The organism is Pseudomonas sp. 02C 26 (assembly GCF_002843585.1).
Lineage (GTDB): Bacteria > Pseudomonadota > Gammaproteobacteria > Pseudomonadales > Pseudomonadaceae > Aquipseudomonas > Aquipseudomonas shirazensis.
This window is the reverse complement of the sequence record NZ_CP025262.1, coordinates 4,107,296-4,129,783: the sequence shown is the minus strand read 5'-3', so window position 1 is coordinate 4,129,783 and position 22,488 is coordinate 4,107,296. Positions and strand designations below refer to the sequence as shown.

General features: G+C 57.2%; 20 protein-coding genes and 1 pseudogene. 14 read left to right on the top strand and 7 right to left on the bottom strand.

Going from position 1 to position 22,488, the window contains the following annotated elements; translation table 11 throughout:
* Positions 1-20: 20 nt before the first annotated feature.
* Both CXQ80_RS18810 and CXQ80_RS18805 read right to left on the bottom strand, forming a co-directional pair.
* Positions 21-827 (bottom strand): HDOD domain-containing protein, encoded by an 807-nt coding sequence (locus tag CXQ80_RS18810; RefSeq protein WP_101321897.1) that lies wholly within the window; start codon positions 825-827, stop codon positions 21-23.
* A 51-nt stretch (positions 828-878) separates the two neighbouring features.
* Entirely contained in the window at positions 879-1,820 is a 942-nt protein-coding gene (locus tag CXQ80_RS18805) for a folate-binding protein YgfZ (protein ID WP_101321896.1), read from the bottom strand.
* A 133-nt stretch (positions 1,821-1,953) separates the two neighbouring features.
* On the opposite strand from CXQ80_RS18805, the gene CXQ80_RS18800 reads away from it, so the two are divergent.
* Complete coding sequence (locus CXQ80_RS18800) at positions 1,954-2,208, top strand: succinate dehydrogenase assembly factor 2 (RefSeq protein WP_101321895.1); 255 nt, start codon at positions 1,954-1,956, stop codon at positions 2,206-2,208.
* Positions 2,192-2,641 (top strand): protein YgfX, encoded by a 450-nt coding sequence (locus CXQ80_RS18795; protein ID WP_101321894.1) that lies wholly within the window; start codon positions 2,192-2,194, stop codon positions 2,639-2,641. Before CXQ80_RS18800 ends, CXQ80_RS18795 begins: the two co-directional genes overlap by 17 nt.
* Before the next feature lie 6 nt (positions 2,642-2,647).
* Here the strand turns inward: CXQ80_RS18795 and CXQ80_RS18790 are convergent.
* Positions 2,648-2,827, bottom strand: a pseudogene (locus CXQ80_RS18790) (L-aspartate oxidase); the annotation flags it as partial.
* A 43-nt stretch (positions 2,828-2,870) separates the two neighbouring features.
* On the opposite strand from CXQ80_RS18790, the gene CXQ80_RS18785 reads away from it, so the two are divergent.
* On the top strand, positions 2,871-4,316 hold the full coding sequence (locus CXQ80_RS18785; RefSeq protein WP_101321893.1) for a site-specific integrase: 1,446 nt from the start codon (positions 2,871-2,873) through the stop codon (positions 4,314-4,316).
* Positions 4,317-4,458: 142 nt separating this feature from the next.
* Here CXQ80_RS18785 and CXQ80_RS18780 read toward each other — a convergent pair whose 3' ends face one another.
* Positions 4,459-4,803 (bottom strand): hypothetical protein, encoded by a 345-nt coding sequence (locus CXQ80_RS18780; protein WP_157831765.1) that lies wholly within the window; start codon positions 4,801-4,803, stop codon positions 4,459-4,461.
* A gap of 233 nt (positions 4,804-5,036) precedes the next feature.
* On the opposite strand from CXQ80_RS18780, the gene CXQ80_RS18775 reads away from it, so the two are divergent.
* On the top strand, positions 5,037-5,426 hold the full coding sequence (locus tag CXQ80_RS18775) for an HNH endonuclease signature motif containing protein (RefSeq protein WP_157831764.1): 390 nt from the start codon (positions 5,037-5,039) through the stop codon (positions 5,424-5,426).
* Positions 5,427-6,049: 623 nt separating this feature from the next.
* Here CXQ80_RS18775 and CXQ80_RS18770 read toward each other — a convergent pair.
* The 3 genes from CXQ80_RS18770 to nadB form a co-directional block, all read right to left on the bottom strand.
* Positions 6,050-9,229, bottom strand: a complete 3,180-nt coding sequence (locus CXQ80_RS18770; RefSeq protein WP_218195356.1) for a DEAD/DEAH box helicase — start codon at positions 9,227-9,229, stop codon at positions 6,050-6,052.
* Positions 9,219-10,049, bottom strand: coding sequence for a Hachiman antiphage defense system protein HamA (locus CXQ80_RS18765; protein ID WP_101323095.1), 831 nt, complete (start codon positions 10,047-10,049; stop codon positions 9,219-9,221). Before CXQ80_RS18765 ends, CXQ80_RS18770 begins: the two co-directional genes overlap by 11 nt.
* 470 nt (positions 10,050-10,519) lie before the next feature.
* Positions 10,520-12,127 (bottom strand): L-aspartate oxidase, encoded by a 1,608-nt coding sequence (gene nadB / locus CXQ80_RS18760; protein WP_101321889.1) that lies wholly within the window; start codon positions 12,125-12,127, stop codon positions 10,520-10,522.
* 438 nt (positions 12,128-12,565) lie between these two features.
* Between nadB and rpoE the strand changes: the two genes are divergently transcribed.
* The 10 genes from rpoE (at position 12,566) to pdxJ (ending at position 22,485) form a co-directional block, all read left to right on the top strand.
* Positions 12,566-13,147: an RNA polymerase sigma factor RpoE gene (rpoE, locus tag CXQ80_RS18755; protein ID WP_011535354.1), complete on the top strand. Its 582-nt coding sequence runs from the start codon at positions 12,566-12,568 to the stop codon at positions 13,145-13,147.
* Positions 13,148-13,178: 31 nt separating this feature from the next.
* Positions 13,179-13,769, top strand: coding sequence for an RseA family anti-sigma factor (locus CXQ80_RS18750; RefSeq protein WP_101321888.1), 591 nt, complete (start codon positions 13,179-13,181; stop codon positions 13,767-13,769).
* Positions 13,770-13,781: 12 nt separating this feature from the next.
* The gene (locus tag CXQ80_RS18745; RefSeq protein ID WP_101321887.1) at positions 13,782-14,747 is read left to right on the top strand and encodes a MucB/RseB C-terminal domain-containing protein; all 966 of its coding nucleotides are present in this window, start codon (positions 13,782-13,784) and stop codon (positions 14,745-14,747) included.
* Positions 14,748-14,949: 202 nt separating this feature from the next.
* The gene (locus CXQ80_RS18740) at positions 14,950-16,350 is read left to right on the top strand and encodes a DegQ family serine endoprotease (RefSeq protein ID WP_371918946.1); all 1,401 of its coding nucleotides are present in this window, start codon (positions 14,950-14,952) and stop codon (positions 16,348-16,350) included.
* 192 nt (positions 16,351-16,542) lie between these two features.
* Positions 16,543-18,342, top strand: a complete 1,800-nt coding sequence (gene lepA, locus CXQ80_RS18735) for a translation elongation factor 4 (protein WP_101321885.1) — start codon at positions 16,543-16,545, stop codon at positions 18,340-18,342.
* Positions 18,343-18,347: 5 nt separating this feature from the next.
* Positions 18,348-19,202, top strand: coding sequence for a signal peptidase I (gene lepB / locus CXQ80_RS18730; RefSeq protein WP_101321884.1), 855 nt, complete (start codon positions 18,348-18,350; stop codon positions 19,200-19,202).
* A gap of 176 nt (positions 19,203-19,378) precedes the next feature.
* Positions 19,379-20,068, top strand: a complete 690-nt coding sequence (gene rnc, locus CXQ80_RS18725; RefSeq protein ID WP_101321883.1) for a ribonuclease III — start codon at positions 19,379-19,381, stop codon at positions 20,066-20,068.
* Positions 20,061-20,963 (top strand): GTPase Era, encoded by a 903-nt coding sequence (gene era / locus CXQ80_RS18720; protein WP_101321882.1) that lies wholly within the window; start codon positions 20,061-20,063, stop codon positions 20,961-20,963. Before rnc ends, era begins: the two co-directional genes overlap by 8 nt.
* Positions 20,964-21,017: 54 nt before the next feature.
* Positions 21,018-21,701 carry a DNA repair protein RecO gene (gene recO / locus CXQ80_RS18715; protein WP_101321881.1) on the top strand — a complete coding sequence of 228 codons (684 nt, stop codon included), beginning with the start codon at positions 21,018-21,020 and terminating at the stop codon, positions 21,699-21,701.
* 61 nt (positions 21,702-21,762) lie between these two features.
* Positions 21,763-22,485 (top strand): pyridoxine 5'-phosphate synthase, encoded by a 723-nt coding sequence (gene pdxJ, locus CXQ80_RS18710; RefSeq protein ID WP_219855757.1) that lies wholly within the window; start codon positions 21,763-21,765, stop codon positions 22,483-22,485.
* Positions 22,486-22,488: the final 3 nt, after the last annotated feature.

The following is a 22,488-nucleotide window of genomic DNA, read 5'->3' as shown; positions in this document are numbered from 1 at the left end:
CCTTTCCCGGCCACTAGCCCTCAGCGCAACATGCTTCGCGCTTCGAGCAGCTCTGCTACTTCCAGTTCCGTGCCCTGCGGCAGGCCGAGGTGCCGATAGGCTGGCAGTGCCGCCAGGGGCCGGCTGCGGCCGCGCTGGCTCAGGCAGCGGGCGATTTGCACCACGTCGATGTAATCGACCTTGTCGGTGCGCCGATCCAGATCCTGGATTAGCCCAGGCAGCTTGACCAGCTGCTCGGGGAACTCCCAGTCACTGAGGATCTTGTCACCCAGGACCGGCTGGATCTGCTCGATCACATAGTTCAGGCAGACCGGGTCGGACAGCAACTCGTTATGCTCTTCGGCATAGATCAGCACCGGCAGCGCGCCGATCTGATGAACAAGGCCACCGAGGGTCGCCTGATCGGGCTTGAGGTCAGTGTAGCGGCGACACAGCTCATAGCTGATGCCGGCAACTTCCAGGCTGGTGGCCCAGATATCGCGCAACTTTTGCTCCACCGCAGGCGAGCGGGCATGGAAGATCTGCTCGATTACCAGCCCGATCGACAGGTTGCAGCTGTAGTTGATGCCCAGCCGGGTAATCGCCGTGTGCAGATCGGTGACTTCGACGGCGGCGCGCAACAGAGGGCTGTTGACCACTTTGATCAAGCGCGCAGATAGCGCGGCATCGCGGCCGATCACCCTGCTCAGGGCCGAAACGCTGATCTCGCTGTCTTCAGCAGCCTCGCGGATGCTCAGTGCCACTTCCGGCAGGGTCGGCAGGACCAGGTCGTCATTGGCGATGGCAGTGAGTAATTGCGCCTGGACCATCTCGGCCAGTCTGTTCATGGAGATTCTCTACCGCAGTGTGGCAGCCCCGCACGGTGCGGGGCAGGCTGGTCAGCGCTGGATTTCCCGGTCGCGGTCCAGTTCGTAAGGCAGGCTCAGCAAGGTCAGGCGTGGCCCTTCGAGGCTGAGCAGGTGCAGGTTGTCATCTTCTACCGCGTCGGCGCTGATCACTGCGAGCAGTTCGCAGCCTTGTTCACAGGCAGCTGCCAGCACGACTTCGCCAACCGCAGAACCGTGGGTGGGCGAAAAGATCTGGCTGCCGGGCGCAGGCACATCGGCAACGGCCAGAGCCAGTCGGTACTGACGGCGTTTGAGCTTGCCCAGGTACTGCATGCGCGCGACGATTTCCTGGCCGGTGTAACAGCCTTTCTTGAAACTCACGCCGCCGACCGCCTGCAGATTGATCATCTGCGGAATGAACAGTTCACGGGTCTGCTCGAAAACCTGGCCAATACCAGCGCGGATCTGCCCCAGTAGCCAGTCGTTGAGGCTGCCTTCGCTGAGCGTACCAGCGAGTTGCTGCTGCACGTTGTGGGCCTGTTCAGCCGGGACCCACAGTTCGACGCGGCCGGGCGAAACGCGGATAGCGATCAGGTCATGTTCACGGACCGTTGCGCCATCTGCAGCGGGCACATCCAGGCCAAGTGCGAGCAAGGCCTGCTCAGCGTGCTCCAGCCCAAAGCGGACCCAGCTGGCGCTTTCGTCGGTCAGCGTGGCCTTGGAAAATACCGCGTATTTTTTCAGGTCGGCCAGCTGTGCATCGATCAGGCCGCGGGCCATCGCCAGCAGCAAGCCGTTGCCCTCGGGCACGATACGGAAGCTCGACTGCATACGGCCTTTGACCATGCAGCGCGCGCCCAGGCTCGATTGCTCCTGGCTTAGGTAGTTGAGATTACAGGTCAGCTGGCCTTGCAGAAACTTGCCAGCGTCGGAGCCGCGAACGGCGAGGATGCCCTCGTGGGCAAGGGAGCAATAGAAAGCAGAGTCGGCCATGGGTCATCGCGGTTGCTTGAGACTGGTAGCCATCATAGAACGCTGGTAACAAAATAGGTAGGTGACTAGACCAACGCCTTGTGCCGCCGTGTGCCCGGCGCGGTATACTCGCCGCCCATTCGAGGAGGGTCCCATGGTCGAACAAACTGAAATCAACCGGCTTTTCTGGCACAGCCGCCGCGGCATGCTGGAGCTCGACGTGCTGCTGGTGCCCTTCACCCAGGAAGTCTACGCCACCCTGAACGAAGCGGACCGCGAGCTTTACGTGCGCTTGCTGGCTTGTGAAGACCAGGACATGTTCGGCTGGTTCATGGAGCGCAGCGAGTCTGAAGACCCTGAGCTGCAGCGCATGGTTCGGATCATTCTGGACCGTGTCCAGCCCAAGTGAGCAGTTCCAGTGCCGTTGGCAGGGCTCACGCCGACTGCTGACGGCCTATCTGGCGAGTCTGGCGCTGGCATTGCTGGCGCTTTGGCTGAGCGAGCCGCGCTGGTGGCTGCTGCCACTCGCCGCGGGCTGCCTTAGCCACGCCTGCTGGGTCATTCCCCGGCGCATCCTGCTTACTCATCCTGACGCCATCACCGGCCTGCGCCGCGACAGCCAAGGCTGGCAGCTGTACAGCCGCAGCCAGGGCTGGCAGGCGGTGCGCCTGCTGCCGGACAGCATGGCTCTGCCGGGGCTGGTGGTATTGCGTTTCGTGCGAGCGGGGCGGCGCCTCAGCGAAAGTCAGTGCGTTTGTCCTGACGCGCTGGCGCTGGAGCAACACCGGCGCCTGCGCCTGCGCTTGAAGTTCAGTCGCAGGCGCTGGGCGCAGCCTTCTTGAGCCCGCTCAGAGCGGGCTGAGAATGGTATCGCGCGCTTCGGGCAGCATCGCCGGATAGTCCAGGGTGTAGTGTAGGCCGCGGCTTTCCTTGCGCTGCATCGCCGAGCGAATCATCAATTCGGCTACCTGGGCCAGATTGCGCAGCTCAATCAAATCGCGGCTGACCTTGTAGTTGCTGTAGAACTCGACGCGATGAGGCTAAACCCAATGGATACAGGGGTTTCAGCCGATGAGCATCAACCAGCGTCCTCAAAGTGGGACAAAGCTGTTACAAACTGCGCTCGCCAAGCCGTACCACTATCGTCGGTCTGGTCGCTATTACCTTCGCCTTCGCCCTCAAGGCACCGCTACAGGCTTCTTTACGCTCTCGCTTAGGACCACCGACAAGGCCACTGCTATGACCATCTCCCAAGACATCCTCCAGACCCTCAAGGCTTACCATCTGGACAATCCTGAGGCGACTTGGGAAGAACTCCGTGAGCGTCTGGTAGATATCGCAGAGTCCTGCCTGACTATGTCGCATGGTGATAGCTCGTTGGTCGCCTATGAAATGATCCACGATGAACACCATATTGCCCTCCGTGAGGCCAGCGCCAAGCTGCCTCTGAGCGTCAATCAGCAACGGGCCGTGAGCAAGGCATTGGAGATCCTTGAGGCCGCTCAAGAGCGCTTGGAGGGTAGGTCAGGGAAGCTGGTCGAGATCGTTAGGGACCTCAAGGGTAAATCTTGTTGCACGTCTGTAGCCCTATCTCCGTCTCTATCTGTTTTATCGTCTGAGGCGTCCAAGCCGCTGACCTTCACGACCCTCTCAGGGCTCTACATGGAGGAACGCGAGGACAGCATTCAGGCCAGCACCATGCGGGATGTGAGGTCGTCCTGCGAGGCCATCGGGGCGGTCTTTGGTGACTTGGACCTGAAGACCCACACGCGGGAGCACATGAAGAACCTCAGGGACAAGCTCCTTGAGGATCGCAAGCCTTCCACGGTTAAGAAGCTGATGACTCGACTGACAACAGTCATGGATTGGGCCGTGCATAACGGCTACCTCGACAGAAGCTTCGATAAGGGGCTGAAGCCTACAAAGGACACTGATAGCTCTCGTGAGGCGTACTCTCAAGATCAGATCAAGACATTCATGGCTCACGCTAATAGCTTGCCTGCCGACTCATGGCTACGCTGGGCGCTGTCACTCGGGGCCGTCGCTGCGACTCGTATCGCGGAACTTAGGCAGTTGACCAAGGCGGACGTTAAGCTGGTCGGAGGTGTCTGGGTCATCGACATCAACCGGAACGATGGCAAAACAGCTAAGACCAAACATTCGATTAGGGTCGTGCCGCTGACTGATGGGGCCTACGGGTTTGACCTTCAAGCGTTCCTTGAGTTTGTCGAAAAGGCCGACTCGCGGTTGTTCAAATTGGGGGAGGGGAGATTCTCTGAGGTGGTCAATGGGACGCTCAGGGAGGTATTGGAGTTGAAGGCCGACCGGACCTTGACCTTCCATTCGCTACGTCACTCGCTGGCTGGCGCACTCAAGGCCGTTGCGATCCCTCTGGGGACATCTGAGTCGATCTTAGGGCATTCGTCGGGATCGATCAGCTACGACCTGTATGGGGCTGGGAGTGCCGTAGAAGTTGGGCTTATGGCTGAGGCGCTGAGAACCGCACTGATACCTTAGGGAGATTGTTCCACTACAACTGGGGCAACTTTCGTTCGCATCCGGTTGGATCACCGCCTTCTATGACTGATTGTAGGCGAATATGGCCACATCTCGATAATGAGGGGGCCACATTCGTATGCGCTACGTCGCTTCCCGTACCTTAGTAGGTTTCGTTGGCCGGTTTAGGCTCTGGCTCATCACAGGTTGGCTGGTACCAAGCTTTGGCGTCCTTGACAAGGCCGCTGTAAGACCCTGAGGTACTTGCCCCGCCTGTCTTGGTATTGACAGAAAAGTTTTGTTTTTTGTAAAGCGGTGCCTCCACCGTGCCGCAGATATAGCTCCCTTTGGAGCTCTCACGTACATGCTCCAGTGTCAATTTCTGCTCCGACGTCAGATATTTGAATTCTTCCAATCGAAGCAGCGCCTCTTCGGCCTTCCCTGAATTTGTGTACTTGCACCCGCTGAGCACAATCCCTACCGCCACTGCCACCAACACTCGTTTCATCAAAACCCCAGTAGTTTACGATACAACCTATATAACCAATCATAATAACCATGCGTCGTCAAATAACGTTTTTCCTGTGCCTCACCGAGTTCAATTCGCATTTGATCCTGGTCTTGTTGTCTGAGGGTAGAGTCGTCCTTGCAGTCACTGCATATTGTGGTTTTTGGTCGTGCAGAACACATCATATAGACCCTCGCTATGGCTACCCCCATCAATCCATAGGAGGCACCACCATGTCCAAGCTAAACACCGCACTACCTTCCCTCGAAGACCTCAACGAGATCTACAGGATCGACCCAGCGAGCCCTTCTGGACTCTCCCGGATCAAAGCAGTCCGTGGCCGCAATGGCCGGACAGGGCCAGTCGTAAGCATCGGCACAGATGGTTACTACCGGATGAAGTTTGACGGAAAGTTCTACCGCACACATCGCGTCATTTTTTTCATGAGCACCGGGATTGATCCAGCACAGCATGTTGTTGATCATATAGATGGCAACCGCCTGAACAACAATCCTGATAACTTACGATCCTGCACCGTCGCTGAGAATCTTTGGAATGCTCGAGGCAAACTGAAACGTGACGGTCTCCCAAAGGGCATCCGTAAGTTACCAAGCGGCGACTAGCGTGCATCATTCATGGTTCACGGAGAGTTGAAAGAGTACGACTTGCAGAACTTACGGGCAGCCGAGCAATGCTTACGAACGCTCCGCAAAAATTATCACGGAGAGTTTGCAAGGGCGTGAGGTATCTATAGTGAGGTGAGCTTTTCGTGGAGTACCTCTGAAAGCCCCGTAAATCAAGGAATCCAAAGACCCTCGCTATGGCTACGGGTAACCCGAAGCAAATCCTACCGTTTTGACCAAGGACCACCGAGCGCCAAGAGCGACTACCTTTCGAGGTGACAAGCCAACACTCAACTGTCCCCAGTAAGCAGACCTCGCGTCTGGCTCCAGTAGGAAGGAGCGAACATTGATATTGTCACTTGTGATGTCCCTTAAGGGCACCGCTAAAAGACCTTGCACGGGATTGGGGTTGCCGTGTATTGCTCAAAGTTCATGGGGCCTTTAACTTAAAGATTGTACTACCGTTGTTTAATGGTCTGTATTATTATCTTTCTATGGTGTTTGTTATTATCTCGTTGGTGGCTGGGCTCGTTTGTGGTTGGGTGAGGTGGCTGTATGGAGGTGATTTACCTCTTAGTGAAAGCTACATGTTTTTGTGTGATGGTCTTAATAAGTTTGTGCGGTCAAGTAGCAGTGATTGTTTTGAAAACATCGGAAAAATAAGATGGATAGTCTTGCAGGATTGCTTCAAATCTCTCAGGGTTTTCTCGAATCATATTTCTGGCATCGAAGCTGTTTTGAATGGCCCCTTGAGTAATCTCCTCGACAAAATGTTGGGCAATCACTCGTTCAGAAAATCCCGCTTCAAAATAGGCAATGCAGCTCTGATTTGGTAGTCCATATTTCAATCGCTTTTGAAGAAGATCTGCGTACCCTCTGAACACCTCACCAACTTGTTCCGCAGACAACGCAATAAATGATTCCTTTACCGCTGCGAGCAAAAGCGCAAACTCAAAGCCAAATGTTTGTTCACATAGGTCTACAACCACATCGAGATCGAACTTTCTTTGGTTAGTTCCGTAGGGATAGTATGCACCCAATGTATCAAGCCGTTGAAGGAGTGCTGCAAACGAATCTCCAGCGAGCCACCCCGTTGCTAATACCTGAATAGCCCCGGCAGGAACAGTGTCGATCAACCGTTTTTCACTGGATAAAAGGACGAGAAGCGGCCATATCACTTCAAGCAGGTGGTCGGCAGAGGCGGCGTCCTCGAGTGTCTTCGCGTTCGTAGTCACCCAGGATTCAATCACCAACGCTTGATCAATACCTAACAATGTCCGCCCAAAACGCTGCTGGACCGCTGTATCTGGAACGAAAATTTCGATCCTCCGCGCAACAGACTCGAAGATATCTGTCAGGAGTACTTGTTGTTCTCCAGTAGCAAGCGAATAGGCCAACGTTTCAGTAACCAATGCTCGAGAGTTTTCCACAAAAATTTCGGGCTGAACGTCGCTGCGATATGTCATCAAGAAGCTTTCAACTGCTTCAATAATTTTCTTCTTGGATTTAAGTTGTTCGCGCAGTGAGGCGACCGAAAAATTGCTCTTGGGAAGGTCGTTAGGGACGCGCTCTATCCACTTAAAAAGTGCCTCCCAGTTATTGACGATATGACTGGCTATCTCAGCAGAGTTTGGTGAGCTTAGAGTAATTGTTCCGATGTCATTTCGCAGCGGATCAAAAAGAGAAAGCAATGTACTTCCCGTCGGCTCAGCACTATCTGGATTGATTAGGTTGACCGTATCATTCCAGCGGTGCGTTTTTGCGAAACGCTCGTCATAGAGTCGAGGGTCCGTGAAAATAACTGTACCCTCACCGTACATTCCGGCACGTCCAGCACGCCCCATGAGATTATGGAAGTCGCGTACTTTAATCGATTCACGCCCCTGCATTGCACTCGTTACGAGTAGGTATCGAATTGGAAGGTTAACGCCCTGTGCGAGTGTCGATGTACAGACGATCAATCGAATAAGGCGCTGCCTCATAGCATGCTCAATAGCCAGACGAACACCTTGAGGGGTATTGCCGTGATGAGCAAAAATGCCTAAGGCAGCTGCTTTAGTCAAATACGCATTAGCACCAAAGTTACGCTCGAAGAGGTAAATAAAGCGACGAATCTCAGTGGGGTCACTATTAGCGGAAGGTGGTTCAAAAGAAACTCCACGAAGAAAGGTATCTTCGACGGCCTCGCGAACTATTTTTGCAGCAGAAGACTTCCTTCCTGTGAAAATAGCAACTCCACCGTTCTTTAGTAGACGTAGTCCAAGATACAATGCTATGGATCCACTCTCCTCGGTGGGGAAAAAACGATCTTTTCTTTCCTTGCGTAGACGTGGCATTTTTTCGGGAACAATAACTCGCGGGACAAAGAATTTTTGATCGTTGTCGGAGGCAACGTTGAACTGTAGTTGACCATCCTTACCCTTCGGTAGGCTTGCAAAGGCAATGAGTCTCCGAGCCTGTAAGGATTTATCGGAAACAACCTTTGATTCGTCACTTAAAAGCCAGGCAGCAACAGATGCAGCGTTCTGGATTACCGCTGAAATCAACACGCTCTGAGCACTTTCGTGTAGCAGTCTTTTAATTGATGTTAGTAATAATTCATAGGTAACGCCCCGAGTGCCTGTGTCAAATTGATGCCCTTCGTCATAAACCACAAGTCCAGCTTTCTGAACAATGCCAGGTTCTTGTCGAAGTATGTAAAGAAGTTTCTCCGGAGTAAGAATGATGACCTGCGGCTTCGGTTCGGCCTCCAAGTAAAATGCCCCAAATTCTAAATCGAGGAAATCCGATAAGTTGGAAAAATCAAACGCGACATCTGGTTGCAGCGCGTCACTGGGTTGATTGACATCATAGCCATCATCCTTGAATGCCTTTTCAAGATCGTTGGCTATCTCTTGGCAGAGTGCGCGAAAGGGCGCAATGACTAAGACCAGATTTGTCCGAGCAGAAAGGAATGCCGACCGAATAATGAGCTCAGTCGCTCTCGATTTTCCGGCACTCGTCGGCATCTGAACAACTCCCGATGACCCTCCATACAGTCCTGCCTCTCCTAACATGCGCTGGGAGGGCCACATTTCTTTGATTGACATAGAGCGCGACAAGTATGACTCCCACTTTTCTGGCGGGAGGCTGCTATAGCGAGGAAGTAAAGTCCAAGCAGAGTTAGCGATGCGAGTGGCACTAATCGCTCCGAGCAAGTCAGCCATAAGTAGGTCATGCGCAGACGCATGCCTGTAGGCCCATTCGCGCAGGGATCTAATAGCATCATTAGCTTTCTGCCCGCCGCTCAAGCCATTTCTGAAGTGCTGGCGCAACACATCCAAAATATCTTTTGCACGTGAAGATTCTAATGCCTTGTTTGTTTGCTCCCAAGGCCGATCCATCGCTGCTTTTACTGCAATCGCTAAAGTGTCGTGTTCAGGAGACTCGAGTTGACTCAATCTGGATAGTTGGACCGCAGCATTTCCAGGCACATCCCCGAGGTAAAAGCCAGCCGCTGCGAGTAAACGAAGATTGAAGGAGATATCTTTGTTAAGCAGGGAGTCGTCAAAAGCCTGAAGGACTTGAGCTGAAAAAATAACCTCGTCACGAGGTGTTTGAGCTTTAAGCGCATCACCGATAGACTTGGTGACTACTTCTGACGCAAAGTCGCCGACTGTTCCAACAGCTAATGGAAACTGCATCTCCAAGTCAAGATCTTCAGGAAGTTCAATATGGTCTCCTTCTGGAACTCCATACTCAAACATTTTTCCCTTGGATAGCGTTACTGCCGCAGCATACCGAGCACGTTTTTCAGGCTTCATTTTCGGCCCTGCCGTAGAGAGCGTGAACAAACTTCATAAGCGACTTGGCATGAATGACAACCAGCATTAGGTTTTTGATGTTTTCATGCGAAGTACAGTCTGTGGTTTCAGTTATATGGGCGGAATCAAGAATGCTTGAACAAAAAACAGCGGCCGCCCCTGTCATTCGCACATAGGGAACATCGAGCCCTTCTTGAAAACGCTCCACTCGATCTGCGCCTTCTTCATCTTGGCGGTCAATTAAGCGGCGTTTCATCGCATTTAATGATTCTGAAATTCTATACACGTCCTTCATCGAATCTTTAACTGCGTCTTGCAGTCTTGGATTTGCTTTCTTACCACTGAGCTGTGCTTTCGACTCAAGGGAAATCAAAATATCTTTGGTAGATGGTGCAGATGGACCTATGCCATCAAACTTAAATGCCAAGACATCGGTACCCTTTGGAGACTCATTCCGGACCATTTTGTTGTCATATCGGGTACGGGGCACCCAAAAACCAAAGTGGCTTTCAAGTAGATCTGCAATGAGAATTTCAGCAAAGTCGCCGGAGCGCGTTGCAGGGCCAAAATCCTCAGTCGCATCTGGAAATACCAAATCCCTGAGATACTCGGCCCGTGTTTTTTTAGTCCCCCTCCGTAGGCGATCAATTTGACTATCGAGACAGTAATGCTCTCGGAAATGTTTGGCCCACGCGGATAGGACGGGCTCCGCCCCAAGATCGATTTCGAGCTCGTATACGTCTACCTCGATGCCGTCGGAGGTGGTAATTCCATGTGCAGCCTTTTTGAACCAGGCTGAGTACGGTTGTCCAGCTGTCATCTTGACCAATTTTTGCTCATTCTTAAGCAGTCCATGGCTAACATTACGAGATGTGCAAGCGAAGCGCCATCATCAAATCATTAGCTGAGTCATGGACTTATCTCGCTGATTCGCGTGAATGGGCCATATTTTATTGGGGTTGCAGAACTGTTTGCCTGCCTGCTGTGAGGTGGCGGTCAATAAGAGATCACCTTGAATACACTACAGGCTGGCCCGTGGAGTCGTTCGTCTGGCTTTTGGCAGTGGTTACCCAGGTCCCCGTAACAAAAATCTGACAGAAATTTCTGTGAACCCATCTCATGGAATATCACAGCCAAGGCTCCCCCGTATGCCCTCGCGCATGTCAGCACGAGTGTGCCATTGGGACCCTCACGGGCGGGCGATAAGGACCCCAACGATGGGACGAAGATGGCCCAAAGCTGTTACAAAATGGGTCCTCAGCGTGCTACGCTCAGTGATCCTAACGTGCCTCATCTGGTCGGGGTAAGGATCGTATCCTTCGCCTCTGGCAGCATCTCTGGATAGTCCAGCGTGTAGTGCAGACCCCGAGACTCCTTGCGTTCCATCGCTGACTGGATCATCAGTTCGGCTACTTGAGCAAGGTTCCTCAGTTCGATCAGGTCTCTGCTCACTTTATAGTTGCTGTAGAACTCGTCGATCTCATCCAGCAGCAGGCGTACACGGTGTTCAGCCCGTTGCAGGCGCTTGCTGGTGCGCACGATCCCGACGTAGTCCCACATGAAGCGCCGCAGTTCGTCCCAGTTGTGCGCAATGATCACGTCTTCGTCCGAATCGGTAACCTGGCTGGCATCCCAGCAAGGCAGAGCCTGCGGCATTTCGACCCGGTCCAGGCTCGCTTCGATGTCGGCAGCCGCCGAGCGGCCATAAACAAAGCACTCCAGCAGCGAGTTGCTGGCCATCCGGTTGGCGCCGTGCAAGCCGGTGAAGCTGGTCTCGCCAATGGCATACAAGCCGGGCACGTCGGTGTGACCGCGATCGTCGACCATCACCCCGCCGCAGGTGTAGTGCGCAGCCGGTACCACCGGAATCGGCTGGCGCGTGATGTCGATGCCGAAGGTCAGGCAGCGCTCGTACACGGTCGGGAAGTGGCTCTTGATGAACTCGGCTGGCTTGTGGGTGATGTCCAGGTAAACGCAGTCCACCCCCAGGCGCTTCATTTCGTGGTCGATGGCGCGCGCAACGATATCCCGTGGTGCCAGTTCTTCGCGTGGGTCGAAGCGCGGCATGAAGCGCTCGCCATTGGGCAGGCGCAGCAGGGCGCCCTCGCCGCGCAGCGCCTCGGTGACCAGGAAGCTCTTGGCCTGCGGGTGGTACAGGCAGGTCGGGTGAAACTGATTGAATTCAAGGTTGGCGACCCGGCAGCCCGCGCGCCAGGCCATGGCAATGCCATCGCCGCAGGCGCCGTCAGGGTTGCTGGTATAGAGGTAGACCTTGGCTGCACCGCCGGTTGCCAGCACGGTGAAGCGTGCGCCGAAGGTATCCACCTCGCCGCTGTTGCGGTCCAGTACGTAGGCGCCGAGGCAGCGCTCGCCGTCCAGGCCAAGGCGGCGCTCGGTGATCAGGTCGACGGCGACGCGCTGCTCCAGCAGGGTGATGTTGGACCGTTGCCGGGCGCGCTGCAGCAGGGTGGTAAAGATCGCCGCACCGGTAGCGTCGGCCGCATGGATGATGCGCCGGTGGCTGTGGCCGCCTTCGCGGGTCAGGTGAAATTCGAAACTGCGGTCATCACCCGGAGGGTGTTCGTCGCGAGTAAATGGCACGCCTTGTTCGATCAGCCACTCAATCGCTTCGCGACTATGCTCAACGGTAAACCGCACCGCTTCTTCCGAGCACAGTCCGCCGCCGGCATTGAGGGTGTCCTCGACATGCGACTGCACAGTGTCGGTGTCGTCAAGCACGGCGGCAACGCCGCCCTGGGCCCAAAAGGTCGAGCCATTGGCCAGGTCACCCTTGCTCAGCACAGCGATGCGCAGGTGATCCGGAAGGTTGAGTGCCAGGCTGAGGCCTGCGGCCCCACTGCCGATCACCAGGACATCGTATTGGAATTGTTTGCTCATGTCGGGGCACTAGTAATCTAGGGGAGGGGAACGGCACAATAGCGATGCGCAGATGGCATTGTGAAACTATCGTGAAAACGTTGCCGGGATGCCTTTATAGCAGCCCCGGGTGCCTGATTTCCAATGGCGCTTGTCACGCAACGGCGATCTTCCGGGAACTTTCCAGTCTGGCTGGAAATCCTATGAAGGCTGCCCATACGCCACGAATGCCAAGGCGACGCAGGGCAGTAGCTCGAAATGGGCTGATACCTGCGTAAATCAAGACCAGATCAATGACGCGGCCGGCCGTGACCGTACTGCGTCTTTTTCGTGCGAGCCGACCAGAGGCCGCAGGAAACTTGCTTGGAGGGGAGAACTTTTGCGCAAAGCCCGAGTCTATGTTTGCAAGCCTGAACGGTGGCTGCTGCAATGCTCCTTCAAGTTTACTGAGGAGTATTCATGCTAACCCAGGAAGAGGATCAGCAGCTTGTCGAGCGCGTGCAGCGCGGCGACAGGCGAGCGTTCGATCTGTTGGTGCTGAAGTATCAGCACAAGATTCTCGGGTTGATCGTGCGCTTTGTACACGACACCCATGAAGCCCAGGATGTGGCGCAGGAAGCCTTCATCAAGGCCTACCGGGCGCTAGGCAATTTCCGCGGTGACAGCGCGTTTTATACCTGGCTGTACCGCATCGCCATCAACACGGCGAAAAACTATCTGGTGTCCCGCGGTAGAAGGCCACCCGACAGTGATGTGAGCTCCGAGGATGCGGAGTTCTATGACGGCGATCATGGTCTCAAGGATCTCGAGTCCCCAGAACGCTCGTTGTTGCGGGATGAGATCGAAGGTACCGTCCATCGGACCATCCAGCAACTGCCAGAAGATCTGCGCACGGCACTAACTTTGCGCGAATTTGATGGTCTGAGTTATGAAGACATTGCGAGCGTCATGCAATGTCCGGTGGGGACCGTGCGCTCAAGGATTTTCCGCGCTCGGGAGGCCATTGATAAAGCCTTGCAGCCGTTGCTGCAGGAATCCTGAGACAGCGGCTACAGCCAAGAGAGGAACCGCCATGAGTCGTGAAGCTTTGCAGGAATCGCTGTCCGCCGTAATGGACAACGAAGCGGATGAATTGGAGCTGCGTCGTGTTTTGAGCGCCACTGATGACGCCGACACCCGTGCTACCTGGTCGCGTTACCAGGTTGCCCGTGCAGCCATGCACAAGGAACTGCTGCTGCCCAAGCTGGACATCGCTGCGGCGGTCTCTGCTGCACTGGCCGATGAGGCTGTGCCAGCCAAGGTCAAGCAAGGCCCTTGGCGTAGCATCGGCCGTTTGGCCGTAGCTGCCTCGGTAACCGTTGCAGTACTGGCCGGCGTGCGTCTGTATAACCAGGACGAAATCACCGGTAGCGAACTGGCTGCGCAACAGCCTGCTCAGCAAGGTCTGACCATGCCGCAAACGCAAGGTCCGGCAGTTCTGGCTGGCTACAGCGAGAGCAGCGAGCAGACCACCGGGCCGATGGCCAATGGTGTCTTGCAGAGCCAGGAAGGCTGGGACAAGCGTCTGCCGGGCTACTTGAAGCAGCACGCTCAGGAATCAGCGCTCAAGGGCACTGAAACCGCACTGCCATACGCCCGCGCCGCTAGCCTGGAAAACCGCTAGTTAAGGAGCATCATGCGCGCGCTACCTCTTCTGTCACTGCTGGTAGGCAGTTGCATGATGGTGCCAGCGTTGGCAGCCAACTCTTCGCCTCAGGCGAATGAGTGGCTGAACAAGCTGGCACGAGCTGAGCAATCCCAGAGTTACCAGGGTTCGTTCGTTTACGAACGCAACGGCAGCTTCTCTTCCCACGACATCTGGCACCGCGTTGCCAATGGATCGGTCAGCGAGCGGCTGTTGCAGCTCGATGGTACGGCTCAGGAGATCGTCCGCGTGGACGGTCAGGTGCAGTGCGTCAGTGGCGATCTGGTGAGTGGCGTTTCGACGCCGCCCAGCTCTGCCCCGCGGGTGCTGGACCCCCTGAAACTGATGAGCTGGTACGACTTGAGCGTTGCCGGCAAGTCGCGGGTTGCCGGGCGCGATGCGGTGATTATCACCCTGACCCCCCGTGACCAGCATCGCTACGCCTTCGAATTGCATCTGGACCGCCAGACCGCATTGCCCCTGCGCTCGTTGATGCTCAACGACAAGGGTCAATTGCTGGAGCGTTTCCAGATGACCCGCCTGGATACCACACCGCCAACCGAGCAAGCGATGCGCCCAAGTGATGCGTGCAAGCCTGTAGAGCATGCAGTTGCAGCTTCGCCGTTGCCGGCAGTAGGTGGTTGGCGCTCCGATTGGTTGCCGCCCGGTTTCGAGTTGGTCAACAGCTCGGTACGCAGTGATGTTTCGCGCAAGACCACGGTCAGCAGTCTGATGTATGACGATGGGCTGACTCGTTTTTCGGTATTTCTGGAGCCGGTCAAGGATGATTCAGGTAACGATACCCGCGTGCAGCTTGGTCCGACCGTGGCTGTCTCGCGCTACCTGAATACTCCCAAGGGCAAGGTCATCGTCACGGTGGTTGGCGAGATCCCGTTGGGTACTGCCGAGCGCGTTGCATTGTCCATGCGTGCTCAGGATGCCCAGGCCAGCCAGTAGCGGCGCGCCTGCGTTTGCAGCCCTTCACGTAATCGGCTGAAATGAAATTAACGCAATGTCATTTGCAATCCCTTCGTAAATTTTCTATAGGTCAGAGTCCTCGGGGTCTGGCCTTTCCTGCATCTGCAGGGGTCTTAATGCAATTTACGCTCGTTGTGACGGGAGCCGTATGTCAATACCACGCTTGAAACCCTATCTCTCCATGTTCGCCGCCGTGCTAATGCTCGGCCAGGTGCTGACGGCCCAAGCTGAAGAAGCACTGCCGGACTTCACTACGCTGGTCGAGCAGGCTTCGCCGGCAGTGGTGAACATCAGTACCAAGCAGAAACTGCCTGATCGGCGCATTGCTGCCGGGCAGATGCCTGATCTTGAAGGCCTGCCGCCGATGTTCCGTGAATTCTTCGAGCGCAACATGCCACAACAGCCGCGTTCGCCGCGCGGCGACCGCCAGCGGGAAGCGCAATCGCTGGGTTCGGGCTTCATCATTTCCAGCGATGGTTATGTGCTGACCAACAACCATGTGGTCGCCGATGCTGACGAGATCATCGTACGCCTGTCCGACCGCAGCGAGCTGCAGGCCAAGCTGGTCGGCACCGACCCGCGCACCGACGTCGCTTTGCTCAAGGTTGAAGGCAAGGATCTGCCGATCGTCAAGCTGGGCGATTCGGAGAAACTCAAAGTCGGCGAATGGGTACTGGCTATCGGCTCGCCGTTCGGCTTTGACCACTCGGTAACCAAAGGCATCGTCAGCGCCAAAGGCCGGACCCTGCCCAACGACACCTACGTGCCGTTCATCCAGACCGACGTGGCGATCAACCCGGGTAACTCTGGCGGTCCGCTGTTCAACATGAAAGGCGAAGTGGTCGGCATCAACTCGCAGATCTTCACCCGCTCCGGTGGCTTCATGGGCCTGTCGTTCGCGATCCCGATCGACGTGGCGCTGGACGTCTCCAATCAGCTCAAGAAAGACGGCAAGGTCAACCGCGGTTGGTTGGGTGTGGTGATCCAGGAGGTCAACAAGGACCTGGCCGAGTCGTTCGGTCTGGACAAGCCTGCCGGCGCCCTGGTAGCTCAGGTGCTGGAAGACGGTCCAGCGGCCAAAGGCGGTTTGCAGGTCGGAGATGTCATCCTCAGCATGAATGGCCAGCCGATCGTCATGTCGGCCGACCTGCCGCACCTGGTCGGCAGCCTCAAGGATGGCGCCAAGGCCAAGCTTGAGATCATCCGCAACGGCAAGCGGCAGAACCTCGACGTAACTGTCGGCGCTTTGCCTGATGAGGATGCCGATATCACCACACCTGGCCAGGGCAGTGCCGAGCGCAGCAGCAACCGCCTCGGTGTAGCGGTTTCGGACCTGACCGCCGAGCAGAAAAAAGCCCTCGAGCTCAAGGGGGGCGTGGTCATCAAGGAAGTGCTGGATGGTCCGGCGGCGTTGATCGGTCTGCGTCCGGGTGACGTTATCAGCCACCTCAACAACCAGGCCATTGGCTCGGCCAAAGAGTTCACCGAGATCGCCAAGGACCTGCCGAAGAATCGCTCGGTGTCGATGCGAGTGCTGCGCCAAGGGCGCGCCAGCTTCATCACCTTCAAGCTGGCTGAATAAGCATAGCGGCAGCGCGATACAGGGCAGCTTCGGCTGCCCTTTTTTGTAAACGGATGAAAATTTCATGGCGGCCTGCCAAGCCACGCGGGATTGCAGCCGATCAGGAATCTCCCACAAGGCTGCGGCTTAAGGTACAATTCCCGGCTATTTTTCGGCGGGCGTCCGGCTCGCAGCCATTTCGAGTAGTGACCCGTGAGTGATTTGAGTCATATCCGCAATTTCTCCATCATCGCCCACATCGACCACGGCAAGTCGACGCTGGCCGACCGTTTCATTCAGATGTGCGGTGGCCTCTCGTCGCGCGAAATGGAAGCCCAGGTGCTCGATTCGATGGATCTGGAGCGCGAGCGCGGCATCACCATCAAAGCCCATAGCGTCACGCTGCATTACAAGGCGCAGGACGGCAAGACCTACCAGCTGAACTTCATCGACACTCCCGGCCACGTAGACTTCACCTATGAAGTCAGCCGGTCGCTGGCCGCCTGTGAAGGCGCGTTGTTGGTGGTCGATGCTGGCCAGGGTGTCGAAGCCCAGTCCGTGGCCAACTGCTACACCGCTATCGAGCAGGGCCTTGAGGTCATGCCGGTACTGAACAAGATGGACCTGCCCCAGGCCGATCCGGACCGCGTCAAGGACGAAATCGAGAAGATCATCGGTATCGACGCGGCCGACGCCGTAGCCTGCAGCGCCAAGAGCGGCATGGGCGTGGACGAGGTGCTCGAGCGCCTTGTGCAGCAGATCCCGGCGCCAACCGGTGACATCGATGCACCGCTGCAAGCACTGATCATCGACTCCTGGTTCGACAACTACCTGGGCGTCGTGTCCCTGGTTCGCGTGCGCCACGGCCGCGTGAAAAAGGGCGACAAGATTCTGGTCAAGTCGACCGGCAAGGTTCACCTGGTCGACAGCGTCGGCGTGTTCACGCCAAAGCACACCCAGACCGCCGATCTCAAAGCAGGCGAAGTGGGCTTCATCATTGCCAGCATCAAGGAAATTCTCGGCGCGCCGGTCGGCGACACCCTGACCTTGAGCTCCACCCCCGAGGTGGAAGTGCTGCCAGGCTTCAAACGTATTCAGCCACAGGTCTACGCTGGCCTGTTTCCGGTGTCTTCCGATGATTTCGAAGACTTCCGCGATGCGCTGCAAAAGCTGACCCTGAACGACTCGTCGCTGCAGTACGCGCCTGAAAGCTCGGATGCACTGGGCTTTGGCTTCCGCTGTGGCTTCCTCGGCATGCTGCACATGGAGATCATCCAGGAGCGCCTCGAGCGCGAATATGACCTGGACCTGATCACCACGGCGCCGAGCGTGATCTTCGAGATCAAGCTCAAGACCGGTGAAACCATTCACGTCGACAACCCGTCGAAACTGCCGGATGTATCAGCAGTCGAAGACTTCCGTGAGCCAATCGTGCGCGCCAATATCCTGGTGCCGCAAGAACACCTGGGTAACGTCATTACCCTGTGCATCGAGAAGCGCGGTGTTCAGCGTGACATGCAGTTCCTCGGTACTCAGGTGCAGGTAAGCTACGATCTGCCAATGAACGAGGTGGTACTGGACTTCTTCGACCGTTTGAAGTCGACCAGCCGCGGTTACGCGTCGCTGGACTACCATTTCGATCGTTACCAGTCGGCCAACCTGGTCAAGCTGGACGTGTTGATCAACGGCGACAAGGTTGATGCGCTGGCGCTGATCGTGCACCGCGACAACGCCCACTACAAAGGGCGCGCGCTGACCGAGAAAATGAAAGAACTGATTCCTCGGCAGATGTTCGACGTCGCGATCCAGGCCGCCATCGGCGGGCAGATCGTCGCCCGGACCACTGTCAAGGCGCTCAGAAAGAACGTACTGGCCAAGTGTTATGGCGGCGACGTCAGCCGTAAACGCAAACTGCTCGAAAAGCAGAAAGCCGGTAAGAAACGCATGAAACAGGTCGGTAACGTGGAAATTCCACAAGAAGCCTTCCTCGCCGTGCTCAGGTTGGATAGCTAGGTCCTATGTCGCTAAATTTCCCGCTGTTGCTCGTCATCGCCGTTGCCGTCTGTGGCTTGTTGGCTCTGATCGATCTGCTGTTCCTGGCTCCGCGCCGGCGGGCGGCGATTGCCACCTATCAGGGCAGCGTCAGCCAGCCAGAAATGGCCGTGGTCGAGAAGCTGAACAAGGAGCCGTTGCTGGTTGAGTACGGCAAGTCGTTCTTCCCGGTGCTGTTCATCGTGCTGGTGCTGCGCTCGTTCCTGGTAGAGCCGTTCCAGATTCCTTCCGGGTCGATGAAACCGACGCTGGAAGTGGGCGACTTCATCCTGGTGAACAAGTTCTCCTACGGCATTCGCCTGCCGGTGATCGACAAGAAGGTCATCGAGATTGGTCAGCCGCAGCGGGGCGACGTGATGGTGTTCCGCTATCCGAGCGACCCCAACGTCAACTACATCAAGCGTGTGGTTGGCCTGCCGGGCGACCAGATCGGCTACACCAGCGACAAGCGCCTGTTCGTCAATGGCAAGCAGGTCGCCGAGCAGTTGGTCGGTAGCGAACCAGGCACCTTGGGCAGCGCTGAGCTGTACAAGGAGCAATTGGGCGCGGCCGAGCACATGATCCGCAAGGAAATGAGCCGCTACCGCATGCCGCCTGACCAGCAATGGACGGTACCCGCCGGCCATTACTTCATGATGGGCGACAACCGCGACAACTCCAACGACAGCCGTTTCTGGGATGATCCAAACATTCCCAAGGAACTGCATGGCATGGTTCCGGACCGCAATATCGTCGGCAAGGCGTTTGCAGTCTGGATGAGTTGGCCAGAGCCCAAGCTCAGCCACCTGCCCAACCTGTCGCGGGTCGGCCTGATCCATTGATACCCATCGGCGCTGTCTGCAGACAGCGCCGAATGCTTTTCTGACATAGGCTGTGTACTCAAGGTCGAGAGCGTCTTGAAACACGGGGGCGCTACCAACTGGCAGCGATTCACAGCCATACCGTCTTTTCAGGATGTTGATTTGAACAACGCGTTGAACAACAAACGGGTGGCCGCATGACTGCTTCCCTCGCACGCCTGGAGCGCAAGCTCGGCTATACCTTCAAGGATCAGGACCAGATGTTGCTGGCCCTGACCCATCGCAGCTATGCCGGGCGCAATAACGAACGCCTGGAGTTTCTTGGCGACGCCATCCTCAATTTCGTCGCCGGCGAGGCGCTGTTCGAGCGCTTCCCGCAGGCCCGCGAAGGCCAGCTGTCGCGCCTGCGCGCACGCCTGGTCAAGGGTGAAACTCTGGCGCGGCTGGCGCGTGGATTCGACCTGGGCGAATTCCTCCGACTGGGTTCGGGTGAGCTGAAAAGCGGTGGTTTTCGCCGCGAATCGATCCTCGCCGATGCCCTCGAGGCGCTGATTGGCGCCATCTATCTGGATGCCGACATGCAGACCGCGCGCGAGCGCATTCTGGCTTGGCTGACCGATGAGTTCGAGAGCCTGACGCTGGTCGACACCAACAAAGACCCGAAAACCCGCCTGCAGGAGTTTCTGCAGTCGCGTGGTTGCGATTTGCCGCGTTATGAAGTGGTCGATATCCAGGGCGAACCTCATTGCCGGACCTTCTTCGTCGAGTGCGAAGTGGTCCTGCTGAACAACAAGAGCCGTGGCCAGGGCGTAAGCCGGCGTATTGCCGAGCAAGTCGCCGCCGCCGCTGCACTGATCGCCCTGGGCGTGGAGAATGGTAATGACTGAGAACAACCCAACCCGTTGCGGCTACGTAGCCATTGTCGGCCGCCCCAACGTGGGCAAGTCGACCTTGCTCAACCATATCCTCGGGCAAAAGCTGGCGATCACCTCGCGCAAGCCGCAGACCACCCGCCACAACATGCTCGGGATCAAGACCGAGGGTGACGTGCAGGCGATCTACGTCGATACCCCAGGCATGCACAAGGCCAACGACAAGGCGCTCAACCGCTACATGAACCGCACCGCTTCGGCCGCCCTCAAGGACGTCGACGTGGTGATCTTCGTGGTTGACCGTACCCGCTGGACCGACGAGGACCAACTGGTGCTCGAGCGTGTCCAGTACGTTACCGGTCCGCTGATCATCGCGGTCAACAAGACCGACCGGATGGACGAGAAGGCCGAATTGATCCCGCACCTGAAATGGCTGCAGGAGCAACTGCCGAACGCCGAAGTCGTGCCGATCTCCGCCCAGCAGGGGCACAACCTCGAAGCGCTGGAAGCACTGATCGCCAAGCAGCTGCCGGAGAACGATCACTTCTTCCCGGAAGACCAGATCACCGACCGCAGCAGCCGCTTCCTCGCCGCCGAACTGGTCCGCGAGAAGATCATGCGCCAACTGGGTGCCGAGCTGCCGTACCAGATCACTGTCGAGATCGAAGAGTTCAAGCAGCAAGGCCATGTGCTGCACATCCATGCCCTGATCCTCGTCGAGCGTGATGGCCAGAAGAAGATCATCATTGGCGACAAAGGCGAGCGTATCAAGCGCATCGGCTCCGACGCGCGCAAGGACATGGAAACGCTGTTCGACGCCAAGGTCATGCTCAACCTTTGGGTCAAGGTCAAAGGCGGTTGGTCCGATGATGAGCGCGCCCTGCGCTCGCTGGGCTACGGCGACCTGTAACACACCCCCAACGGCCCGGATTGTTCCGGGCCGTTCTGCATCCGGGCCTTCCCCATGGAACAACCTCAAGGTCAGCCGGCGTACGTGCTGCACAGCCGTGCGTACCGCGAGACCAGCGCGCTGGTGGACTTTTTCACGCCGCAAGGTCGCGTGCGTGCGGTGCTGCGCCGGGCGCGGGGCAAGGGTGGCAGCCTGGTGCGCTCGTTCGTGCCGTTGGAAGTCGAGCTGCGTGGACGCGGCGAGCTGAAGAACGTCAACCGCCTCGACAGCGCCGGAATTGCCGCCTGGCTCAATGGTGATGCACTGTTCAGCGGCTTGTACCTGAATGAACTGCTGATGCGCCTGCTGCCGGCCGAGGCGCCATACCCAGCGCTGTTCGAGCACTATGCCCTGACCCTGCAGGCGTTGGGCCAGGGCCGGCCATTGGAGCCGTTGCTGCGGGCCTTTGAATGGCGCCTGCTGGAGCAGCTCGGTTACGCCTTTGCCCTGGATCACGACGTCAACGCCGAGCCTATCGCCGCCACTGGTCTGTACCGCCTGCAGGTCGACGCCGGGCTTGAGCGGGTGGAGCTGTTCCAGCCCGGGTTGTTCAGGGGCGATGAACTGCTCGCACTGGCCCACGCCGAGTGGGAAGCGCCTGGCGCATTGCTGGCAGCCAAGCGACTGATGCGCCAGGCCCTGGCCGTCCACCTGGGGCCAAAACCGTTGGTGAGTCGGGAGTTGTTTCGCAAGCGCTGAGCACGTCGTATGCTGTGCGGCTACATCTTCAGGAGAGCCTTTCGTGACTCATAGCAACCGCATGCTTCTCGGCGTCAACATCGACCACGTGGCGACCTTGCGCCAGGCCCGCGGCACCCGCTATCCAGATCCGGTCAAGGCCGCGCTGGACGCCGAAGAAGCGGGCGCCGACGGCATTACCGTACACCTGCGTGAAGACCGCCGGCATATTCAGGAGCGCGATGTGCTGTTGCTCAAGGACGTGCTGCAGACGCGGATGAACTTCGAGATGGGCGTTACCGAAGAGATGATGCTGTTCGCTGAGCAGATTCGCCCGGCACACATCTGCCTGGTCCCGGAAACCCGTCAGGAACTGACCACCGAAGGCGGCCTCGATGTGGCCGGTCAGGAAGCGCGGATCAAGGCGGCCGTCGAGCGCCTGGCCCGCACCGGCGCTGAAGTGTCGTTGTTCATCGATGCCGACGAGCGCCAGATCGAAGCTTCGCGACGGGTCGGCGCGCCGGCCATCGAGCTGCACACCGGTCGCTATGCCGATGCGCTGACCCCAACCGAGGTGGCCGATGAGCTCAAGCGCATCGCCGACGGCGTCGCGTTTGGCGTCGGCCAGGGCCTGATCGTCAACGCCGGCCACGGCCTGCATTACCACAACGTCGAGGCGGTCGCGGCGATCAAGGGCATCAACGAGCTGAACATCGGTCACGCGCTGGTGGCGCATGCGCTGTTTGTCGGCTTCAAGGCCGCCGTGGCTGAAATGAAGGCGTTGATCCTGCAGGCCTCGCGCTGATCG

Bases quoted from the DNA above. Each gene is read 5' to 3' on its own strand.
- CXQ80_RS18810 (WP_101321897.1), bottom strand. From the start codon at position 827: ATGAACAGACTGGCCGAGATGGTCCAGGCGCAATTACTCACTGCCATC.
- CXQ80_RS18780 (WP_157831765.1), bottom strand. From the start codon at position 4,803: ATGAAACGAGTGTTGGTGGCAGTGGCGGTAGGGATTGTGCTCAGCGGG.
- CXQ80_RS18775 (WP_157831764.1), top strand. From the start codon at position 5,037: ATGTCCAAGCTAAACACCGCACTACCTTCCCTCGAAGACCTCAACGAG.
- lepB (WP_101321884.1), top strand. From the start codon at position 18,348: ATGTCGCTAAATTTCCCGCTGTTGCTCGTCATCGCCGTTGCCGTCTGT.
- CXQ80_RS18745 (WP_101321887.1), top strand. From the start codon at position 13,782: ATGCGCGCGCTACCTCTTCTGTCACTGCTGGTAGGCAGTTGCATGATG.
- CXQ80_RS18785 (WP_101321893.1), top strand. From the start codon at position 2,871: ATGAGCATCAACCAGCGTCCTCAAAGTGGGACAAAGCTGTTACAAACT.
- pdxJ (WP_219855757.1), top strand. From the start codon at position 21,763: ATGCTTCTCGGCGTCAACATCGACCACGTGGCGACCTTGCGCCAGGCC.
- nadB (WP_101321889.1), bottom strand. From the start codon at position 12,127: ATGAGCAAACAATTCCAATACGATGTCCTGGTGATCGGCAGTGGGGCC.
- CXQ80_RS18770 (WP_218195356.1), bottom strand. From the start codon at position 9,229: ATGAAGCCTGAAAAACGTGCTCGGTATGCTGCGGCAGTAACGCTATCC.
- rpoE (WP_011535354.1), top strand. From the start codon at position 12,566: ATGCTAACCCAGGAAGAGGATCAGCAGCTTGTCGAGCGCGTGCAGCGC.
- CXQ80_RS18740 (WP_371918946.1), top strand. From the start codon at position 14,950: ATGTTCGCCGCCGTGCTAATGCTCGGCCAGGTGCTGACGGCCCAAGCT.
- recO (WP_101321881.1), top strand. From the start codon at position 21,018: ATGGAACAACCTCAAGGTCAGCCGGCGTACGTGCTGCACAGCCGTGCG.
- CXQ80_RS18800 (WP_101321895.1), top strand. From the start codon at position 1,954: ATGGTCGAACAAACTGAAATCAACCGGCTTTTCTGGCACAGCCGCCGC.
- CXQ80_RS18750 (WP_101321888.1), top strand. From the start codon at position 13,179: ATGAGTCGTGAAGCTTTGCAGGAATCGCTGTCCGCCGTAATGGACAAC.
- rnc (WP_101321883.1), top strand. From the start codon at position 19,379: ATGACTGCTTCCCTCGCACGCCTGGAGCGCAAGCTCGGCTATACCTTC.
- CXQ80_RS18805 (WP_101321896.1), bottom strand. From the start codon at position 1,820: ATGGCCGACTCTGCTTTCTATTGCTCCCTTGCCCACGAGGGCATCCTC.
- era (WP_101321882.1), top strand. From the start codon at position 20,061: ATGACTGAGAACAACCCAACCCGTTGCGGCTACGTAGCCATTGTCGGC.
- CXQ80_RS18765 (WP_101323095.1), bottom strand. From the start codon at position 10,049: ATGACAGCTGGACAACCGTACTCAGCCTGGTTCAAAAAGGCTGCACAT.